19 protein-coding genes are annotated in these 16987 nt (G+C 59.1%); 9 read left to right on the plus strand and 10 right to left on the minus strand.

What is annotated here, in order from left to right:
- Nucleotides 1–28 precede the first annotated feature (28 nt).
- Nucleotides 29–1273, plus strand: coding sequence for a lipoprotein-releasing ABC transporter permease subunit (locus TU73_RS17965; RefSeq protein ID WP_057013343.1), 1245 nt, complete (start codon nt 29–31; stop codon nt 1271–1273).
- Between the two features lie 115 nt (nt 1274–1388).
- Here the strand turns inward: TU73_RS17965 and TU73_RS17970 are convergent, their stop codons facing one another.
- Both TU73_RS17970 and TU73_RS17975 read right to left on the minus strand, forming a co-directional pair.
- On the minus strand, nt 1389–2735 hold the full coding sequence (locus tag TU73_RS17970) for a heavy metal sensor histidine kinase (RefSeq protein WP_057013344.1): 1347 nt from the start codon (nt 2733–2735) through the stop codon (nt 1389–1391).
- Nucleotides 2732–3412, minus strand: a complete 681-nt coding sequence (locus tag TU73_RS17975) for a heavy metal response regulator transcription factor (protein WP_043047484.1) — start codon at nt 3410–3412, stop codon at nt 2732–2734. The genes TU73_RS17970 and TU73_RS17975 overlap by 4 nt, the downstream gene beginning before the upstream one ends.
- A gap of 159 nt (nt 3413–3571) precedes the next feature.
- On the opposite strand from TU73_RS17975, the gene copI reads away from it, so the two are divergent.
- Entirely contained in the window at nt 3572–4093 is a 522-nt protein-coding gene (gene copI / locus TU73_RS17980; protein WP_057013345.1) for a copper-resistant cuproprotein CopI, read from the plus strand.
- 66 nt (nt 4094–4159) lie between these two features.
- Nucleotides 4160–4990 (plus strand): NADPH-dependent 7-cyano-7-deazaguanine reductase QueF, encoded by an 831-nt coding sequence (queF, locus tag TU73_RS17985; protein WP_057013346.1) that lies wholly within the window; start codon nt 4160–4162, stop codon nt 4988–4990.
- A 135-nt stretch (nt 4991–5125) separates the two neighbouring features.
- On the opposite strand, the gene TU73_RS17990 is transcribed toward queF, so the two are convergent.
- Nucleotides 5126–5392 (minus strand): DUF4404 family protein, encoded by a 267-nt coding sequence (locus tag TU73_RS17990; protein WP_057013347.1) that lies wholly within the window; start codon nt 5390–5392, stop codon nt 5126–5128.
- Nucleotides 5393–5503: 111 nt separating this feature from the next.
- A complete protein-coding gene (gene pcrP / locus TU73_RS17995; RefSeq protein WP_057013348.1) occupies nt 5504–6112 on the minus strand; it encodes an HAD superfamily inactivated hydrolase PcrP in 609 nt (202 codons plus the stop codon).
- A gap of 195 nt (nt 6113–6307) precedes the next feature.
- On the opposite strand from pcrP, the gene TU73_RS18000 reads away from it, so the two are divergent.
- From TU73_RS18000 to rssC, 3 genes are all read left to right on the plus strand, one after another.
- Nucleotides 6308–6997: an MlaA family lipoprotein gene (locus tag TU73_RS18000; RefSeq protein WP_043047479.1), complete on the plus strand. Its 690-nt coding sequence runs from the start codon at nt 6308–6310 to the stop codon at nt 6995–6997.
- Nucleotides 6998–7329: 332 nt separating this feature from the next.
- Nucleotides 7330–8511 carry a two-component system response regulator RssB gene (gene rssB / locus TU73_RS18005; protein ID WP_005786210.1) on the plus strand — a complete coding sequence of 394 codons (1182 nt, stop codon included), beginning with the start codon at nt 7330–7332 and terminating at the stop codon, nt 8509–8511.
- Nucleotides 8511–8993 carry an anti-sigma factor antagonist RssC gene (gene rssC / locus TU73_RS18010; RefSeq protein ID WP_017848891.1) on the plus strand — a complete coding sequence of 161 codons (483 nt, stop codon included), beginning with the start codon at nt 8511–8513 and terminating at the stop codon, nt 8991–8993. Before rssB ends, rssC begins: the two co-directional genes overlap by 1 nt.
- A gap of 102 nt (nt 8994–9095) precedes the next feature.
- Here rssC and tal read toward each other — a convergent pair whose 3' ends face one another.
- Entirely contained in the window at nt 9096–10022 is a 927-nt protein-coding gene (tal, locus tag TU73_RS18015; protein WP_057013349.1) for a transaldolase, read from the minus strand.
- A gap of 413 nt (nt 10023–10435) precedes the next feature.
- Between tal and TU73_RS18020 the strand changes: the two genes are divergently transcribed.
- The gene (locus tag TU73_RS18020; RefSeq protein WP_057013350.1) at nt 10436–11182 is read left to right on the plus strand and encodes a hypothetical protein; all 747 of its coding nucleotides are present in this window, start codon (nt 10436–10438) and stop codon (nt 11180–11182) included.
- A 126-nt stretch (nt 11183–11308) separates the two neighbouring features.
- Here the strand turns inward: TU73_RS18020 and dusA are convergent, their stop codons facing one another.
- From dusA to TU73_RS18040, 4 genes are all read right to left on the minus strand, one after another.
- A complete protein-coding gene (gene dusA / locus TU73_RS18025; protein ID WP_057013351.1) occupies nt 11309–12295 on the minus strand; it encodes a tRNA dihydrouridine(20/20a) synthase DusA in 987 nt (328 codons plus the stop codon).
- A gap of 83 nt (nt 12296–12378) precedes the next feature.
- Nucleotides 12379–12663: a type II toxin-antitoxin system RelE/ParE family toxin gene (locus tag TU73_RS18030; RefSeq protein WP_057013352.1), complete on the minus strand. Its 285-nt coding sequence runs from the start codon at nt 12661–12663 to the stop codon at nt 12379–12381.
- Nucleotides 12653–12895, minus strand: a complete 243-nt coding sequence (locus tag TU73_RS18035; protein ID WP_057013353.1) for a CopG family ribbon-helix-helix protein — start codon at nt 12893–12895, stop codon at nt 12653–12655. Before TU73_RS18035 ends, TU73_RS18030 begins: the two co-directional genes overlap by 11 nt.
- Nucleotides 12896–13112: 217 nt before the next feature.
- On the minus strand, nt 13113–13559 hold the full coding sequence (locus TU73_RS18040; RefSeq protein ID WP_057013354.1) for a thiol-disulfide oxidoreductase DCC family protein: 447 nt from the start codon (nt 13557–13559) through the stop codon (nt 13113–13115).
- A gap of 406 nt (nt 13560–13965) precedes the next feature.
- On the opposite strand from TU73_RS18040, the gene TU73_RS18045 reads away from it, so the two are divergent.
- Together TU73_RS18045 and TU73_RS28455 are read left to right on the plus strand one after the other, a co-directional pair.
- Nucleotides 13966–14331 carry a DUF6124 family protein gene (locus tag TU73_RS18045; protein ID WP_057013355.1) on the plus strand — a complete coding sequence of 122 codons (366 nt, stop codon included), beginning with the start codon at nt 13966–13968 and terminating at the stop codon, nt 14329–14331.
- Between the two features lie 146 nt (nt 14332–14477).
- Nucleotides 14478–14696, plus strand: coding sequence for a hypothetical protein (locus tag TU73_RS28455; protein WP_082642629.1), 219 nt, complete (start codon nt 14478–14480; stop codon nt 14694–14696).
- Nucleotides 14697–15372: 676 nt separating this feature from the next.
- On the opposite strand, the gene TU73_RS18050 is transcribed toward TU73_RS28455, so the two are convergent.
- Entirely contained in the window at nt 15373–16560 is a 1188-nt protein-coding gene (locus tag TU73_RS18050; protein ID WP_057013356.1) for an MFS transporter, read from the minus strand.
- Between the last annotated feature and the right edge of the window lie 427 nt (nt 16561–16987).

The raw sequence follows: 16987 nt of genomic DNA on the forward strand, positions 1-16987 counted from the left end.
TTTTCATTTTTTCAGGCGGTGTACGCGAATGTTCAGACCGTTATCCATTTTCATCGGCACGCGCTATACCCGCGCCAAGCGCCGCAACCGTTTTGTCTCGTTTATTTCGATGACCTCGATGATCGGCCTCGCCCTGGGCGTATTGGCGATGATCGTGGTGCTCTCGGTGATGAACGGCTTCCAGCGCGAAATGAGCTCGCGCATCCTCGGCATGGTGCCCCACGCCACCATCGTCGGCGTAAAGCCGATCGATGACTGGCAACCAGTGGCCGCCGCGGCGATGAAGAATCCGCAAGTCACCGCCGCCGTACCCTTCACACAGATGGACGGTATGTTCTCCTACAAGGGCGCCATGCAGCCGATCGAGATCAGCGGCGTCGATCCGGCCCAGGAAGGCAAGGTATCGATCGTGACCCAGCACATTGTGCGCGGTAAGCTCGACGACCTGAAACCCGGTGAGTTCGGCGTGGTGGTCGGCGATATCACCGCACGCCGCTTCCGCCTGAATGTGGGCGACAAGCTGACCCTGATCGTGCCGGAACTCAGCAGCGCCCCAGGTGGCATCACACCGCGCATGCAACGGCTGAACGTGGTGGGCATCTTCAAGGTGGGCGCCGAGCTGGATGGCTCCATGGCGCTGATCCACATGGCCGACGCGGCAGAAATCCAGCATTGGCAGCCCAACCAGGTGCAAAGCGTGCGCCTGGCGGTGAAGGACCTGTACGCAGCGCCCAAAGTCTCGGCGGATATCGCCACCAGCCTGGGCGCGGCTTACAAGCCCGATGACTGGACCCATACCCAGGGCAGCCTGTTCAGCGCGATGAAAATGGAAAAGACCATGATCGGCCTTCTGTTGCTGATGATCGTCGCCGTGGCCGCGTTCAACATCATCGCCACCTTGATCATGGTGGTGAACGACAAGGGCGCGGACATCGCGATCCTGCGCACCATCGGCGCCACGCCTCGGCAGATCATGGCGATCTTCATGGTGCAGGGCACGGTGATTGGTGTGGTCGGCACCCTGATTGGCGGGGTGCTGGGGGTGATCGCAGCGCTGAACGTCAGTGAGCTGGTGGGCTGGCTGGAGCGGGTCAGCGGGCAGCATATCTTCAGTTCGGATGTGTACTTCGTCAGCAATTTGCCTTCGGAACTGCAAGGTGCAGACGTGTTGCTGATTTGTTCGGCGGGGTTTGTGCTGAGCTTTTTGGCGACGATTTACCCGGCGTATCGGGCGGCGAAAATTGAGCCGGCCCATGCGCTGAGGTATTCGTAGCAGTCAAGACTGCTTTCGCGAGCAAGCCCGCTCCCACATTTGTCCGCGTAGATCCTTTGGAATGCAGTCGTATGTGGGAGCGGGCTTGCTCGCGAAGGGGCCGGCCCAGTCTGCATCAATCTCCCTTCGGCAACTCAATCACAAACCTTGTCCATCCCGCCTGCGACTCACAAAAAATCCGCCCCCCATGGGCCCGCACAATCGACTGGGTAATCGCCAACCCCAGCCCTGCATGTTCACTGCTGCCTGCCCGCCTTGACGGGTCGGCTCGGTAGAAACGGTCAAACAACCGCGGCAATAACCGGGCTGGAATGCCATCCCCGGTGTTCTCAACCGCAAGTGTCACGCCTTCTTCCATCCGCACCCGTATTTCACCGCCCGGTGGGGTAAACCGCAGCGCGTTATCCAGCAAGTTCGACAAGGCCCGGCGCAACATGCCGCGATCGCCCAGCGTATGGGCGGTGCCTTCGCGTACCAGCGTGACCTGCGCATCCTCTGCCAGCAGGGTAAAAAACTCCAACAGTGCGTCGACCTCATCGCCCAGGTTCAGGGCTTCACGGTTGGGCATCAGCAAGCCGTGGTCGGCCTTGGCCAGGTACAGCATGTCGTTGACCAGTTGCGCCATCCACTGCAATTCCTCCAGGTTGCTATGCAGCGCTTCGCGATAATCCTCCAGTGGGCGCGGCTGGGTGAGAATTACCTGGGTCTGGGTCAGCAGGTTGGAGAGCGGTGTGCGCAGTTCGTGGGCGATATCGGCGGAGAACGCCGACAGGCGCTGGAAGGCGTCGTCCAGGCGCCCCAGCATGGCATTGAAGGCCTGGGCCAATTCCGCCAGCTCCACCGGCATTTGCGCCTGGGGCAGGCGTTGGGTCAAGGAATGGGCGGATACGCTGGCGGCCACCTCGCCCATGCGCCGCAACGGTCGCAACCCACTGCGCGCAGCCCAGGCGCCGAGCAGGGCGGTGGCCAGGGCCGAGAGGCCGACGGTCAGCCAGATCAAGCGTTGCATGCGTTCCAGAAAGTGCTGGTGGTGGGTGATGTCGAGTATCAGGCTCAGTCGTGGCGAGCCGGGTTGCCCGGGCGTCAACGGCGCGTTGTACACACGGTAGTCGGTGCCGGCGTTTTGCAGGCTGTGCAGGCCGGGTGCTGCGGGCACGCTGAGGTACGGCGCACCGTCCACCCAGCGCTGGTCAGCCGCCGTGATGCGCAAGGTGAAGTCGGGCTGGTGATCAAGTTCGGCGCGCAATTGCGGGCCTCGCAGGGCAAAGGCTTCCCGCGAGTCGACACCCTGCAAGGCGCTGCGCAGGGCCACCAGCTTGCTGTCGAGCAGTTGCTGGTCCAGCTCGATAAAGTGCGCTTCGCTGGCGCGGTTGAACAGCACCCCGGCAATCAACGAGACCACCGCCGTGCAAGCGGCAAACAGCAGCGCCAGGCGGCTGGCCAGGGACAGGCGCTTGATCACGTGAACCGTTCCTCCAGCACATAGCCCATGCCGCGCACGGTGTGGATCAGCTTGTTGGGGAAGTTGTCATCGACTTTAAGGCGCAGGCGACGGATCGCCACTTCGATGATGTTGGTGTCGCTGTCGAAATTCATGTCCCACACCTGGGAAGCGATCAGGGTCTTGGGCAGCACTTCGCCCTGGCGGCGTAGCAGCAGTTCCAGCAGGGCAAATTCCTTGGCGGTGAGGTCGATGCGCTGGCCGTCGCGCTCGACGCGGCGGCGGATCAGGTCCAGGCTCAGGTCGGCCAGTTGCAGGGTGGTTTCCTGCGGTGTGCTGCTGCCACGGCGCAACAAGGTGCGCACCCGCGCCAGCAGTTCGGAAAAGGCAAAGGGCTTGACCAGGTAATCGTCGGCGCCCAATTCCAGGCCATGCACGCGGTCTTCCACGGCATCGCGAGCGGTGAGGAACAGCACCGGCATGTCCAGGCCGGCACTGCGCACCGCCTGCAGGATCTGCCAGCCATCGCGACCCGGCAGCATCACATCGAGGATCAACAAGTCATAGTCACCCGTCAGCGCCAGGTGCTGGCCGGTCGTGCCGTCGGCCACCAGTTCGGTGGTAAAGCCAGCCTCGGCCAAGCCTTGACGCAGGTAGTGGCCGGTTTTGGGTTGGTCTTCGACGATCAGCAGTTTCATATCGGGCTCTTGGTAAAGGATGGCAGCCGGCCTTTATACCCTGGGCTCCAGGGGACGGGCGCAAGCTGACAAAGTTGTAATCTAGCAGTCAGCTGGCTGGCAGCGAGGCTATCTTAAAGTGCGGCCCAAGCTGGTCACCTATTTTTTGGAGAGTGAAAGATGGCGTTGCGCACACCCCTGTTATTGGCGGGCTGCTTGTTGGCGATGAGCTTCAATGCGCTGGCGGACGCTGCTCACACCTACGCGTTCGGCCAGCCGGCACCGGCGGATAAAGCCACGCGTACTGTGCAAGTCACGCTGCAGGACATTGCCTTCGAGCCCAAGGCCCTGGACGTGAAGGCCGGTGAAACCGTGCGGTTTGTACTGGTCAATAAAGGCCAGCTGCTCCACGAATTCAACCTGGGCGACGCGGCGATGCATGCTGCCCACCAGAAAGAGATGCTGCAAATGCAAGCCAGCGGCATGCTCACCGCCACCGGCATGGGCAAGATGGACCACAGCGCCATGGGCCACGGCGATATGGGCGGCATGAAGCATGACGATCCCAACAGTGTGTTAGTGGAGCCGGGCAAGACTGCCGAGCTGACCTGGACCTTCACCAAGGCCACGGGCCTGGAGTTCGCCTGCAACCTGCCGGGGCATTACCAGGCGGGCATGGTCGGCAAACTGACCGTTGAGTGAGGCGTTTGTTAAGGGCGGGGGCAAAGGCTGATAGACTGGCGCGGTTTATTTATCCAGGTTTCCGCCATGCATCCCGCAGCCGAACATTCGCCGCTGGGCAAGTCCAGTGAATACATCTCCACTTACACCCCTTCGTTGCTGTTCCCGATTCCGCGCGCCGCCAAATGGGCCGAACTGGGCCTGAGCGCCGACACCCTGCCGTACAAGGGCGTGGATTTCTGGAACTGCTTCGAATTGTCCTGGTTGCTGCCATCGGGCAAGCCGGTGGTGGCCATCGGTGAGTTCAGCATCCCGGCTGACTCGCCAAATATCATTGAGTCCAAGTCCTTCAAGCTGTACCTCAATTCGTTGAACCAGACCGCGTTTATCGATACGCCAAGCCTGGAAGCCACCCTGCGCACCGACCTCAGCTTTGCAGCCGGCAAGCCGGTGAACGTGCGCATCCGCAGCCTGGCCGACATCGAGGCCGAAGGCGTGATGGCGTTGCCGGGTGCGTGCATTGACGGCCTGGATATCAGCGTCAGCAACTACGAACACCCGCGCCCGGAGCTGCTGCGTTGCGATGACTCGCGTGTGGTGGAGGAGAGCGTGCACAGTCACTTGCTCAAATCCAACTGCCCGGTGACCAGCCAGCCGGATTGGGGCAGCGTGGTGGTGGACTACCGTGGCGCGGCGCTGGATCACGCCAGCCTGCTGGAATATATCGTCAGCTTTCGCCAGCACTCGGACTTTCATGAACAGTGCGTGGAGCGGATCTTCCTGGACTTGCAGCGCTTGCTCAAGCCGGAGAAGTTGACCGTGTATGCGCGCTATGTGCGCCGGGGTGGGTTGGATATCAACCCGTACCGCAGCACTGAGAATACCCAGTTCCTGAACGTGCGCCTGGCGCGCCAGTAAGCCTTCATACCAAAAACTGTGGGAGCTGGCTTGCCTGCGATTGCGATCTTTCAGTCGTTCATCAAGTGACTGATACACCGCTATCGCAGGCAAGCCAGCTCCCACATTTGGTTTTGTGTTCGGCTTGGGCTTGGGTTAGATGCCGATATTGCCCAGGGTGATCATGATATTGCGCAAGGTCCCAGAAATGACTGGATGTTCAGCATCGAACTCGATGGCCGCTTGATTCACATCGTCGGAAATGCTGGGTGTCTGAGTCGCCGGTTCCAATTCAAGTTGCATTTCGAACTTGGCAATCAGCGCCTCCAGCGCTTCACGTTTCTCTACCGGCAGCGGCGGGTCCTGTTCCAACTGCCCGCGCAGGATCTCGACCTGTTCTTCCAGCTTTTTGCGATCAGGCATGACGTTCTTTCCTTTTATCGATAGTCACTGACATAGACCGCGGCACGCCGGGAAAGGTCTACGGGCTGGCCTGTAGATTAATCCACTGGGGCCAACCGTGCATGATCTTGATCAGGGCTTCTCGCCTTTGAGCCGGCGCAGGCTGATGTCTGCCAGGCAACTGCCGAGCTCGCCGAGGTGGTCGATCACCGAGTGCACGCCCAGGCTATAGAGCGCCACCGTCGCCTTGCCGCGCTTGTATTCGCGTTGCTGCGCGGTCAGCGCCTGCCATTGCTCGGGTGACAGGCCGCAGAGCGAGCCACAGGAAGCCAGGCCGATGGTCCACAACCCGGCATTGAGGCCCGATTGCAGCAGGCGCGGCTCGCCGCTGACCAATACGCAGCCTTCCAGGCGTTCGATGTTCAGCTCCATCAAAGCTTGCCAGCAGGCGTGGGGCGCGGGCCAGCGGATGGAGGAGGGCGAGGCGGTCTTGACCCAGTCCGGCAGGCTGGCGGACAGGGGCGTGGTAACCGAGGGCGGCAGTTCATCCAGCCAGGCGCAGGGCACGCCTAGTTCTTTCAGGCTACGCAGGCTTTTCAACGCGCCGGGTGTGGCCACGGAGCCGGGGCAGGGCGAATCGGTACGCGCCAGGGAACCAAAATCCACCAGGCAGCCACTCAGGCCAAATAGCACGGCGGTCAATGAGGGGGCTGTGGCGATGGCAATCTCGGCGTGTGGCATCTGAACGTCCCTGAAATAGCAGCAACACTATCGGGGCGGGATGACAAGGGCATGACACTGGCGGTAATTGTAGGAATTTTGTGCATTTTCAGTCAGACCGATCCTAGTAGCTGCCTAAACACACACTTCCGTCATATACTGACGGCCTTATTCAGGGCATAGCGCCCATGACAGACCATTCAAGGAGCAAAAGCTATGCGCTGGAGCCACTACTTCGCTCAGCTGTCGGTGTGTGCCACCGTGCTGTTGGCACCTTTCGCCGTACAAGCCGCGTCGGAAGATGACCCATGGGAAAGCGTCAACCGCCCGATCTTCACCTTCAACGACACCGTTGATACCTACGCCCTCAAGCCAATCGCCCAAGGCTATCAGTTCGTCACCCCGCAATTTGTGCAGGACGGCGTTCACAACTTCTTCCGCAACATCGGCGATGTCGGCAACCTGGCCAACAACGTGCTGCAGCTCAAGCCCTACAATGCTGGTGTCGACACGGCTCGCCTGCTGGTCAACACCACGTTTGGCGTGCTGGGCTTTATCGACGTCGGCACCAAAATGGGGCTGCATCGCAGCGATGAAGACTTCGGCCAGACCCTTGGCTACTGGGGCGTCGGCAGCGGTCCCTACGTGATGATCCCGTTGCTCGGCCCAAGCACCTTGCGTGATGCGCCGTCCAAATATGTCGACAGCTACACCCAACCCTACCGCTACATGAATGACATCGGCTGGCGTAACAGCACCTTCGGCCTCAACGTCGTCGACGTGCGCGCCAGCCTGCTCGACAGCGAGAAGCTGATCAGCGGCGACAAGTACACCTTCATTCGTAACGCCTACCTGCAGAACCGCGAGTTCAAGGTCAAGGATGGCAAGGTCGTCGACGACTTTTAAGCCGTGACATCTTGAAATGAAATAAGGCGACCTCCTGATGGTCGCCTTTTTTATGCCTGTCCAAACCTTACTTTGTGTTGTGGTCGAGGCGGTTCTTATAACTCCCGGTGATTTGCACGGTAAAGACGCCCGGCGACCATCGGCATGAGCTTGAAACCCCTCACGGATGGGAGTACCGTCTGCGCCTTAGAAGGGCACCTCTGCTTTACCGTTGTGCATGGGCTAAATCCCAATGCTTTGTAGGACAGAGAGGCTAGAAAGCGAATCCAGTACGTGAGCCCGGCCATTGCCGAGCCGCCTACGCCAACCTAATTCTGGCGCCGTTTGCCCACATGCAAAAAACCAGTGCCACGCTGCTGATAATCGATGACGACGAAGTAGTGCGCGCGAGCCTCGCGGCCTATTTGGAAGACAGTGGCTTCAGCGTCCTGCAGGCCAGTAATGGCCAACAGGGTCTCCAGGTATTCGAGCGCGACAAGCCCGACCTTGTGATCTGCGACCTGCGCATGCCCCAGATGGGCGGCCTGGAGCTGATTCGCCAGGTGACCGAGCTTGCCCCGCAGACGCCGGTGATTGTCGTGTCCGGTGCCGGGGTCATGAACGACGCCGTGGAAGCCCTGCGCCTGGGCGCTGCCGATTACCTGATCAAGCCCCTGGAAGATCTGGCCGTGCTGGAGCACTCGGTGCGCCGCGCCCTGGACCGTGCCCGCCTGCTCCTGGAAAACCAGCGCTACCGCGAAAAACTCGAGACCGCCAACCGCGAGCTCGAAGCCAGCCTGAACCTGCTCCAGGAAGACCAGAACGCCGGTCGCCAGGTACAGATGAACATGCTGCCGGTGAGCCCCTGGAGCATCGACGAGTTCAAGTTTGCCCACCAGATCATCCCGTCGTTGTACCTGTCGGGTGATTTTGTCGACTACTTCCGCGTCGATGAGCGACGCGTGGCGTTCTACCTGGCCGACGTTTCCGGCCATGGCGCCTCTTCTGCCTTTGTGACCGTGTTGTTGAAGTTCATGACCACACGGCTGTTGTTCGAGTCCAAGCGCAATGGCACCTTGCCGGAGTTCACCCCCTCCGAGGTGCTGGGCCACATCAACCGGGGCCTGATCAGCTGCAAGCTGGGCAAGCACGTGACGATGGTCGGCGGCGTGATCGATGAAGAAACCGGTCTTTTGACCTACAGCATTGGCGGTCACCTGCCGATGCCTGTTTTGTACACTCCTGACAGTGTGCGCTACCTGGAAGGGCGTGGCCTGCCCGTAGGCTTGTTCAATGAAGCCACCTACGAAGACCACATCCTGGAACTGCCGCCGACCTTCAGCCTGACGCTGATGTCCGACGGCATCCTGGACCTTTTGCCAGAGCCTACACTCAAAGAGAAAGAAGCCGCCTTGCCCCAAAAGGTCAAGTCGGCGGGCGGCAGCCTGGATGGCCTGCGGCAGGTTTTTGGATTGGCCACGCTAGGGGAGATGCCGGATGATATCGCCCTATTGGTGTTGAGCAGGAATCTTTGATGAGTACCGGAAGAATCCAATTCGCCGAGCAAGACGGGACTTTCGTCCTCAAGTTTGTCGGCGAAGTGCGCCTGACCTTGTGTTCGGCCCTGGATGCGACGATTGAGCGGATTTTCACAGCGCTGAATTTCTCGGCGATCGTGATCGATCTGACCGAAACCCGCAGCATCGACAGCACCACCCTGGGGCTGTTGGCCAAGCTGTCCATTCTGTCGCGGCAGAAGGTCGGCCTGTTGCCGACCGTCGTCACCACCCACGAAGACATCACCCGTCTATTGCAGTCCATGGGCTTCGACCAGGTGTTCAACATCGTTGACCGCCCGATCCCCTGCCCGGAATGCCTCACCGACCTGCCGTCGCAGGATCAGTCCGAAGAGATCGTACGGATCAAGGTGCTGGAAGCGCACAAGATCCTCATGGGCCTCAACGAGTCCAACCGCGAAGCCTTCCACGACCTCGTCAACGCCCTGGAACGCCACTGACAGCTTGCCCCTCCCACATTTGATCTGTGACTGGCTTGAAACTGGCAGCACAAAAAAGGGCGACACCCTCACAGGTGCCGCCCTTTTTGCTGCTATCGGCCTTTACAGCTTGGCCGACAACAACGCCTCCAGCTTCTCCTGATCGCGAGCAAACTGGCGAATGCCCTCTGCCAGCTTTTCAGTCGCCATCGCATCTTCGTTGGACTCCCAACGGAACTGCGCTTCAGTCATATGCACACGGGCCTCACCGGCATGGCCTGGCGACAGCTTACGCTCCAGCTTGCCCTCATCCGCCGCCAGCTTCTCCAGCAGGTCCGGGCTGATGGTCAGGCGGTCACACCCGGCCAGCTCTTCAATCTGGCTCAGGTTACGGAAGCTCGCACCCATCACCACAGTCTTGTAGCCGTTAGCCTTGTAGTAGTTGTAGATGCGCGTCACCGACTGCACGCCCGGGTCATCGGAACCGGTGTAGTCGTTGCCGTTGGCCTTCTTGTACCAATCGTAGATACGGCCCACGAACGGCGAAATCAGGAACACACCGGCTTCAGCACAAGCCACGGCCTGAGCGAAGGAGAACAGCAGCGTCAGGTTGGTCTGGATACCTTCTTTTTCCAGCTTCTCGGCGGCGCGGATGCCTTCCCAGGTAGAAGCGATCTTGATCAGCACGCGATCGCGGCTAACCCCGGCTTTGTCGTACAGGTCGATCAGACGGTGCGCACGCTTGAGGATAGCGGCTTCGTCGAACGACAGGCGCGCATCCACCTCAGTGGAAATACGGCCCGGCACTACTTTAAGAATCTCCTGGCCGACCGCCACGGCAAAACGGTCACTGGCCAGGCCCACATCGCCGTTGCAGTCCTGTACACACTCATCCAGCAGCTTGGCATAGCCCGGAATCGACGCAGCCTTGAGCAGCAGGGAAGGGTTGGTGGTCGCGTCTTGTGGCTTGAGCTTGGCGAGGGTGGAAAAATCGCCGGTATCGGCTACGACGGTGGTGAATTGCTTGAGTTGTTCCAGCTTGGAAGTCATGGGCGTGCTCTGTCCTGTGGGTCTGATGACATTACCCGAGCGCCGGCAGGCGCTCAAGGGCGCAAATGCGTTAGGTCGTTTGCGAGGGCAATAACCTGGAAACGGCCGTTTGAATTACCGGCAGTGGTGTTCAATAAGAGGGCAAAATCGCACGTAGGTTCAACCTGATTCCATAGGACCTGTGCCACCGGCTCCAAGCGAGTTGATAGAGGTGATATCAATGTTTTGAAGTTGTGAAAAGTTTATTTTTCATATCTTTTGTTGTTGCTGTTTTGGCTTGTGCTATACCTGACTGGCAAGCGCTAACTTAGGCCGATAAAAATTCTGATGACATAACTGTCCGCGGCGAAGTGCTGTGTGCCTGTGCATTAAAATCTGCTTGTTCGTTAGTTTGAAAGCAAAGGAGAGATGTAATGAAAAGGAATATATCAACGCTATTCGCTGCCGTGGGTTTTATATGTTCAACCACGGTATTTGCCGATGTGACGGTACAGCAGGCACTCAGCGCCGGTTGTTACGATACCCAGGAAATGCGTGGAATCATTGACACCGCCAAGGCAGGTAAGCCCATGGGCAGCCGCACCCTGGAAAAGGAAAACGAACTGACCTCATCCTACGGCGGCAAGATCACCGACACCAGAGTGACCGCGCCTGCCACCTGGGTGTACCGCGCGTATGAGAGTGCAGACACCAACAATTGGCACGTCCAGAAGCTCAAGGCCGGGGTGATCTACTCCAAGGCGCAGAACGATCTGGACAAATACCTCAAGAACGGCGGTACACCCCAAGAGTACTGGGCCCTCGATGGGCCCGACTTGCACGCGCTGGGTTTTAACGGTGCCACCTACACGACAATGCGACTACTCGCATTACAGTCCAGCGACACGCCAAAAAGCCAGTTCGTGAGTTTTGCACTGGACTACGCCACCACCGGAACCTTTGGAGGCGCCGTGTATGCACTTCAAGTGAACCCGAATTCCCCGATTCTAGGGTTGGTTAACTGCAAAACCCCAGGCGGTGAAGTTCAATTTCAGATTCTAGGCGGCACAACATTCAACACGCTATACCGCAAAGTTATAACCGAAAAAGATTGGAAAAAATATAACCGAGGCACCGACCAATGGGTAACTGTGCCCAAAGGAACAGTGCCGGAAAAATAAGCAACATTGCAGCAAGGGCCGGCAGCAACTGCCGAGCCCTTGCGATCACCGCTAAACCTGCGGGAGCTGGCTTGCCTGCGATAGCGGAGTGTCAGCCTCCATCTAAATCAACTGACAGTCGACCAATCACCGCCCCTCCAACAACGCCCCCGCCTGATCCAACAACGCCAACGGATCCGTCGCCTTATGAATATCCACCGACAACAACTGCCTGAACCTGCGAGCCCCCGCAAACCCAGTGCCCAACCCCAATACATGCCGAGTAATGTGATGCATCGTCCCACCACTGGCCAAATGCTCAGCGATATAAGGCCGCAACTGCGCCAACGCCTGCGCCCGGCTAATCACCGGCGCCTCACTGCCAAACAACCGCTGATCCACCTCCGCCAACAGATACGGATTGTGATAAGCCTCCCGCCCCAACATCACCCCATCAAACGTCTGCAAATGCTCTTGGCACTGCTCCAACGTCTTGATCCCACCGTTGAGATTAATCTCCAACTCCGGAAAATCCTGCTTCAACTGCGCCGCCACGTCATAACGCAACGGCGGAATGTCCCGGTTCTCCTTGGGCGACAACCCCTCCAGAATCGCAATCCGCGCATGTACGGTAAAACTGGTGCAACCGGCATCCTTCACCGTGCCGACAAAATCACATAGCTCGGCATAACTGTCCCGGCCATTGATGCCGATACGGTGCTTCACCGTCACAGGGATCGACACCGCATCGCGCATCGCCTTCACACAGTCCGCCACCAGGGCAGGGTGCGCCATCAGGATCGCGCCGATCATGTTGTTCTGCACCCGGTCGCTGGGGCAGCCAACGTTCAGGTTCACTTCGTCATAACCGGCGGCCTCGGCCATGCGGGCGCAGGCGGCCAGATCGGCCGGGACACTGCCACCCAATTGCAGCGCTAACGGGTGCTCGGCTTCGTTGTGGCGCAGAAAGCGCTCGTGGTCGCCATGGAGGATTGCGCCGGTGGTGACCATCTCGGTGTAGAGCAGGGCGTGTTTGGAGAGCAGGCGTAGGAAGAACCGGCAGTGGCGGTCCGTCCAATCCATCATGGGGGCGACGGAGAAGCGGCGGGAGAGAGGAGCTGTTTCTAGGGACATTGGGAATCTGAGTCAGCGAGGCGAATGGCGCGCAGTTTATCAGGAACGGATCTTGGGTGCCGGAGAGGCAACTTCTGCGTGCATTACCACTTCGAGCGAGGACGTTGCCGTGTGTGGAATACGCCAAGGATCTGCAGTCGATCACCCCGCACTCTATACGGGATCAGATAGGACCAGTTGGGAACTGCCCATTCGCGGGTATGTTTCACCCGACCTTCGCGGCCCATGGAAGGAAACTGAGCCAGCCTGTCGACACTGGTGAAAATGGCATCCGAGAAGTCGTCAGCGGCTTTTGGATTTTCGAGAGCGATGTAGCTCGCTTCGTCTTCCAGATTTTTGAGTGCTTTTTCAAGCCACTCAACCCGCATTCCTGCTCCAGCGCCTAGCGCGCATGGCCGCCACCTGGTCATCGGTGGCGAATTTGCCTTCGTCGGCGTCTTTTACCGCCAGCTCGATCTGAGCGGTCAGCGTTTTTTCGTGCTCGATGTAGTCGCGAAGAACGTCCATTGCAAGGTAGCTTGCTGTTTGGCCGTTGGTTTTGGCTAGGTCGGCGAGAGAGTTGGACAGGTCTTCCGGCAGGTTTAGGGATATCCCAGTCATGGCGGCCTCGATGGTGGACGGTTGTGGGGCATCTTACACCGTGAAGCGTCGGGTTGAAGCAGCAGGCCGTCGCGAGGTGTGTCTGGGAGTGAATCGTTTACTTTTCCTCTGCCAACTCATAGCCGGGTGTCGTGGTCTTATCCCGGTATCCGAGGCGGTTTTTTGCTGTCTGCCGATTAGCTTTGTTTCTGCAATGGTATAAATAAATCCGCCCTCTTTATCTCCGCGCCTTCAAAAACCGCCCTTCGTAATCCGCCACCGGAAGACGGGTGGAATCGTACTTCTCAAATAATCTATAACGATTTATAGCGATTTTGTCGTACATCCAATCTCGCAGGGTCGCTGGGACGACGCGGGCAGCTGTTAGCCAACGCCACGGGGCATTCAGGCGTGCCAAGATTTCGAACATTGCCTCGGAACGCACGGACACCTTGTCATTCGAGATGAGAACAATGGTGTTGAATTTGTCCTGCGGTAGCCCCGCCCACTGTAATAGCGCTTGACCTTCCGGCGATTGAACCGCAGCAAGCTGAATTTGATGAGTATGGTCATAGTGGATAATGAACCGCGCCCAGCCGTTGCAAAGCTTGCAGGTGCCGTCGAAAAGTACTGCTGTTTCGCCTGGTTGCAGGAGCGGGGCAGGAGATCGGGGTTGGATGGTCATCGGGTCTGCCGTATCTGAAGATAAACCATTTTAGAGGCTTTCATTTTGCGACTTAACGATCTTTAAATTCTGGTTGCCTCTACGCGTGTTCAACGAATCTCTCGCTCAGGCTTGGCAGGATATGACATGGAACGTCACAAGGGCATCCCCCATGGCGTTGGCGTTGCTCCACTCTGGAGCGCATACGACTTTCAGCTCGCAGACGTAACAAAGTTGGTAATGGCGCTGGGCGGGAGTTTTAGATCCAGTCCTTGATACGCCTTTAGGGTATTTCCTACACATTTCTCGGCTTGCCCCCCAGACCACCCCTAGCTAACCTCCTCAAGCCGCCGCAAACCCAGCGGCCGGAGGTGGAAGTCCGTATTGCTAAGGCGTTTTAACTCCCGTAAATATTTGGAGCTTCGCCATGCACAACAACACACGCAATTCTTCTATTGATCACGGTACATCGTCCGCCGATCCCAAGCTTCAAGCCGCAGCCCACCGAGCAATCCATCATCACTTGCCCCCATCCGACGACGCTGCCCCCGCCGAACACCCAAGCAACAACCTATTCCTCGTAAACCCAACCATCGACCCCGAAACCCTCCTGGCCAACGCCGCCGAAAACCTGGCATCCGCCAACGAAATGGCCGCCACCTTGGCGTTCGAGCTCGACGACTCCCAGCGCGCCATCGCCCTGGGCATTCAGCAGTTGATCGAGTTGAGTTCGCTGCTGGTTGACCGAGCCCAGGAGCAAGTTGCGCCTGTAGCGGCCTCAGTTAAAACCTGACAACCAACCTTGCCGCCTTGCCCAAGGCGGCAACCTGAACTCATGCCGTCTCCCAGCAAAGTTTCATAATTCCCTGGGCCGTTGAGGTCTACGATCCCCTACTGAGAGAGGACCCCAGCGCCTCCAGCCCACAGGGAACTGAAACCATGATCTCGAACCTCGTCAAAGTTGTGATGATCACCGGCACGTTGATGTTGAGTGCTTGTTCATCTTCACCGAGCGTGAACAGCGACCCGTGCTTTTCAGGGGGATGCCAGGCGTTTGGTGACCATAGCTCCAGCAAAGCCGCCAAGATGAATTTTGGTGGCAGTGGGCTGGGGAGTAGTTATGGGGAGTATGGTTCGGGGTTGTTGCGTGATGATTGATGGGGTGGTGGGGCAAGAGCGTTTTGCTTGCTTTGCCGCTTTTGCAAAGTGAGCAGCCGTTGGGGTGGAACGCTAATTAGCCGTTGCCTGAGTAACGGATAGGTACGCGGTCTGATCCCGCATTTTCGTCGGCTGTCGGGCCGTCTTCGCGAGCAAGCCCGCTCCCACAGTTGGATCGCAGAGTGCCAGGTCTATAGGCGTCGGCTGCCAGGGCGTCACGGGAGCAAGCTCCCTCGCCACAGGTGCAGCGTCGCGCCGAAGTTGTGTAGATATTTATGCTGCGATGGCGGTGGGTCAGTTAACTCATCTGTCACTGATACACCGCTATCGCAGGCAAGCCAGCTCCCACATTGGCCATATATCGCCCACAAAAACAGCGCCCGGCCCAGATCCCCGTGGGAGCGGGCTTGCTCGCGAAAGCGGCGTGTCAGTCACTGAATCTATAACTGAACCAATGCTGTTGCAGGCAAGCCAGCTCCCACACTGGCCATGTATCGCCCGCAGAACCAGCGTCTGGCCCAGATCCCTGTGGGAGCGGGCTTGCTCGCGAAGGCGGCGTGTCAGTCACTGAATCTATAACTGAACCACTGCTTTCCCAGGCAAGCCAGCGCCACACATTGGATCTTCGTTGTTTGGAATATGGTGTTCGCGTAGCTGATCGGTATTCGGCAAGCCGTTAATGGCCGCCTTTCATCCGCCGGGCGATCAGGTAGAGGCCCAGGCCCACCAGGGCTGTCGCGGCGCCGATGTAGCCAGTACTGGTCCACCCCAACCCTGCCGTAATCGCCATCCCCCCAAACCACGGCCCCAGCGCATTTGCCAGGTTAAACGCCGCATGGTTGGATGCTGCCGCGAGGCTCGGCGCTTCATGGGCGATGTCCATGAGGCGAATCTGCAACGGCGCCGCCAACGCGACCATGGTGCCCACCAACCCCATGCTCAGCAGCACGCCCCACAGCGACGCCGCGGCGAAGGGGAAGAACAGCAGCACGGCCATCGACCACACCAATATCAAGCCCACCGCCCGAAACTGCATGCGATCAAACAGCTTGCCACCGGCAATGTTGCCGATGATGCCGCCCACGCCAAAGGCGGCGAGGCCGAAGGGGATCCACTGCGGCGAGACTTTGGTCACTTCGAGCATCGTCGGCGCCAGGTAGCTGAATACGCAGAACATCCCGGCAAAGCCAATCGCGCCGATGGACAGGGCCATCCATACCTGGGGTTTGGTGAAGGCGCGCAGTTCCTTGCGCGGGTCGCTGCGTTGTTCGTCGTGGCGGTGGGGCACGAATTGCCAGACCAGGGCGATAGTGAGCAGGGCGATCACGCTGACCAGGGCGAATGCCGAGCGCCAGCCCAGGTGTTGGCCGAGGAAGGTGGCGATGGGGTTGCCGAGCAGCATGGCCAGGGTCAGGCCCATCATCACGCGGGCTACGGCGCCGGCACGTTTGTCGGTGGGCACCATGCTGGAGGCGACCACGGCGGCGATGCCGAAATAGGCGCCGTGGGGCAGGCCGCTGATAAAGCGGAAGGCCACCAGCGAGCCGAAGGTCGGGGTGAAGGCAGTGGCGAAGTTGCCCAGGGCGTACAGGCCCATCAGCAACAGCAGCATGTGTTTGCGCAGCAGCTTGGCGCCGAGGATGGCCAAGAGTGGAGCACCGACCATCACGCCGAGGGCGTAGGCGCTGATGGCGTGGCCGACTTGGGGTTCGCTCAAGCCCAGGTTCTGGGCGATGTCGGGCATCAGGCCCATGATGGCGAATTCGCCGGTGCCGATCGCGAAGGCGCCCACGGCCATGGCTGCTTCCATTTTCGCGGCGCTGCGCGCGGGCAGTACATGCCCGGGTGTTTGCTGGGTAGTCATGGGTAACTCTGTGTGAAGGGTGTGCACGAAGGACAGCCGCCGATGCTACGCAGGCAACGGCGAAGGTGTCTAGAACCGCCATTTGCGCCAGAGTTCCAGGCCTGTGACCGCAGGTCGCGCCTGTCAGGCTTGACACCGGCGCATTAAAAGCCGCGATTTGGGCCTGTCAATTGGCCAAACGGCGCATAAACGCTGTTTAGCGTGATATTCTGCGCGCCGTCTTGGTCTAGTCTTTCCCTGGTGCGTACACCCGTATACGTCCCAGCGGTTGGCTGTCGCCCAGGTAGCTGAAGCCAATAATGATAAGAAGTCAGCGCAGAAGGGACATAACAGTGAGGTCGCTCAACCGGCCTTGTGTGCCCACCCTGCAGTCCTCATGTGCATGTGCAGACCCCGCGCGACGTTGCCTGACGTAGCGTGATCGAGG

Origin of the sequence: Pseudomonas libanensis (genome assembly GCF_001439685.1) — a bacterium.
Classification (GTDB): Bacteria; Pseudomonadota; Gammaproteobacteria; order Pseudomonadales; family Pseudomonadaceae; genus Aquipseudomonas; species Aquipseudomonas libanensis.

What these genes read in the sequence shown, in the direction of transcription:
- TU73_RS17965 (WP_057013343.1), top strand. Translation starts at nt 29, where the DNA reads ATGTTCAGACCGTTATCCATTTTCATCGGCACGCGCTATACCCGCGCC.
- TU73_RS17975 (WP_043047484.1), bottom strand. Translation starts at nt 3,412, where the DNA reads ATGAAACTGCTGATCGTCGAAGACCAACCCAAAACCGGCCACTACCTG.
- copI (WP_057013345.1), top strand. Translation starts at nt 3,572, where the DNA reads ATGGCGTTGCGCACACCCCTGTTATTGGCGGGCTGCTTGTTGGCGATG.
- queF (WP_057013346.1), top strand. Translation starts at nt 4,160, where the DNA reads ATGCATCCCGCAGCCGAACATTCGCCGCTGGGCAAGTCCAGTGAATAC.
- TU73_RS17990 (WP_057013347.1), bottom strand. Translation starts at nt 5,392, where the DNA reads ATGCCTGATCGCAAAAAGCTGGAAGAACAGGTCGAGATCCTGCGCGGG.
- pcrP (WP_057013348.1), bottom strand. Translation starts at nt 6,112, where the DNA reads ATGCCACACGCCGAGATTGCCATCGCCACAGCCCCCTCATTGACCGCC.
- TU73_RS18000 (WP_043047479.1), top strand. Translation starts at nt 6,308, where the DNA reads ATGCGCTGGAGCCACTACTTCGCTCAGCTGTCGGTGTGTGCCACCGTG.
- rssB (WP_005786210.1), top strand. Translation starts at nt 7,330, where the DNA reads ATGCAAAAAACCAGTGCCACGCTGCTGATAATCGATGACGACGAAGTA.
- rssC (WP_017848891.1), top strand. Translation starts at nt 8,511, where the DNA reads ATGAGTACCGGAAGAATCCAATTCGCCGAGCAAGACGGGACTTTCGTC.
- tal (WP_057013349.1), bottom strand. Translation starts at nt 10,022, where the DNA reads ATGACTTCCAAGCTGGAACAACTCAAGCAATTCACCACCGTCGTAGCC.
- TU73_RS18020 (WP_057013350.1), top strand. Translation starts at nt 10,436, where the DNA reads ATGAAAAGGAATATATCAACGCTATTCGCTGCCGTGGGTTTTATATGT.
- dusA (WP_057013351.1), bottom strand. Translation starts at nt 12,295, where the DNA reads ATGTCCCTAGAAACAGCTCCTCTCTCCCGCCGCTTCTCCGTCGCCCCC.
- TU73_RS18030 (WP_057013352.1), bottom strand. Translation starts at nt 12,663, where the DNA reads ATGCGGGTTGAGTGGCTTGAAAAAGCACTCAAAAATCTGGAAGACGAA.
- TU73_RS18035 (WP_057013353.1), bottom strand. Translation starts at nt 12,895, where the DNA reads ATGACTGGGATATCCCTAAACCTGCCGGAAGACCTGTCCAACTCTCTC.
- TU73_RS18040 (WP_057013354.1), bottom strand. Translation starts at nt 13,559, where the DNA reads ATGACCATCCAACCCCGATCTCCTGCCCCGCTCCTGCAACCAGGCGAA.
- TU73_RS18045 (WP_057013355.1), top strand. Translation starts at nt 13,966, where the DNA reads ATGCACAACAACACACGCAATTCTTCTATTGATCACGGTACATCGTCC.
- TU73_RS28455 (WP_082642629.1), top strand. Translation starts at nt 14,478, where the DNA reads ATGATCTCGAACCTCGTCAAAGTTGTGATGATCACCGGCACGTTGATG.
- TU73_RS18050 (WP_057013356.1), bottom strand. Translation starts at nt 16,560, where the DNA reads ATGACTACCCAGCAAACACCCGGGCATGTACTGCCCGCGCGCAGCGCC.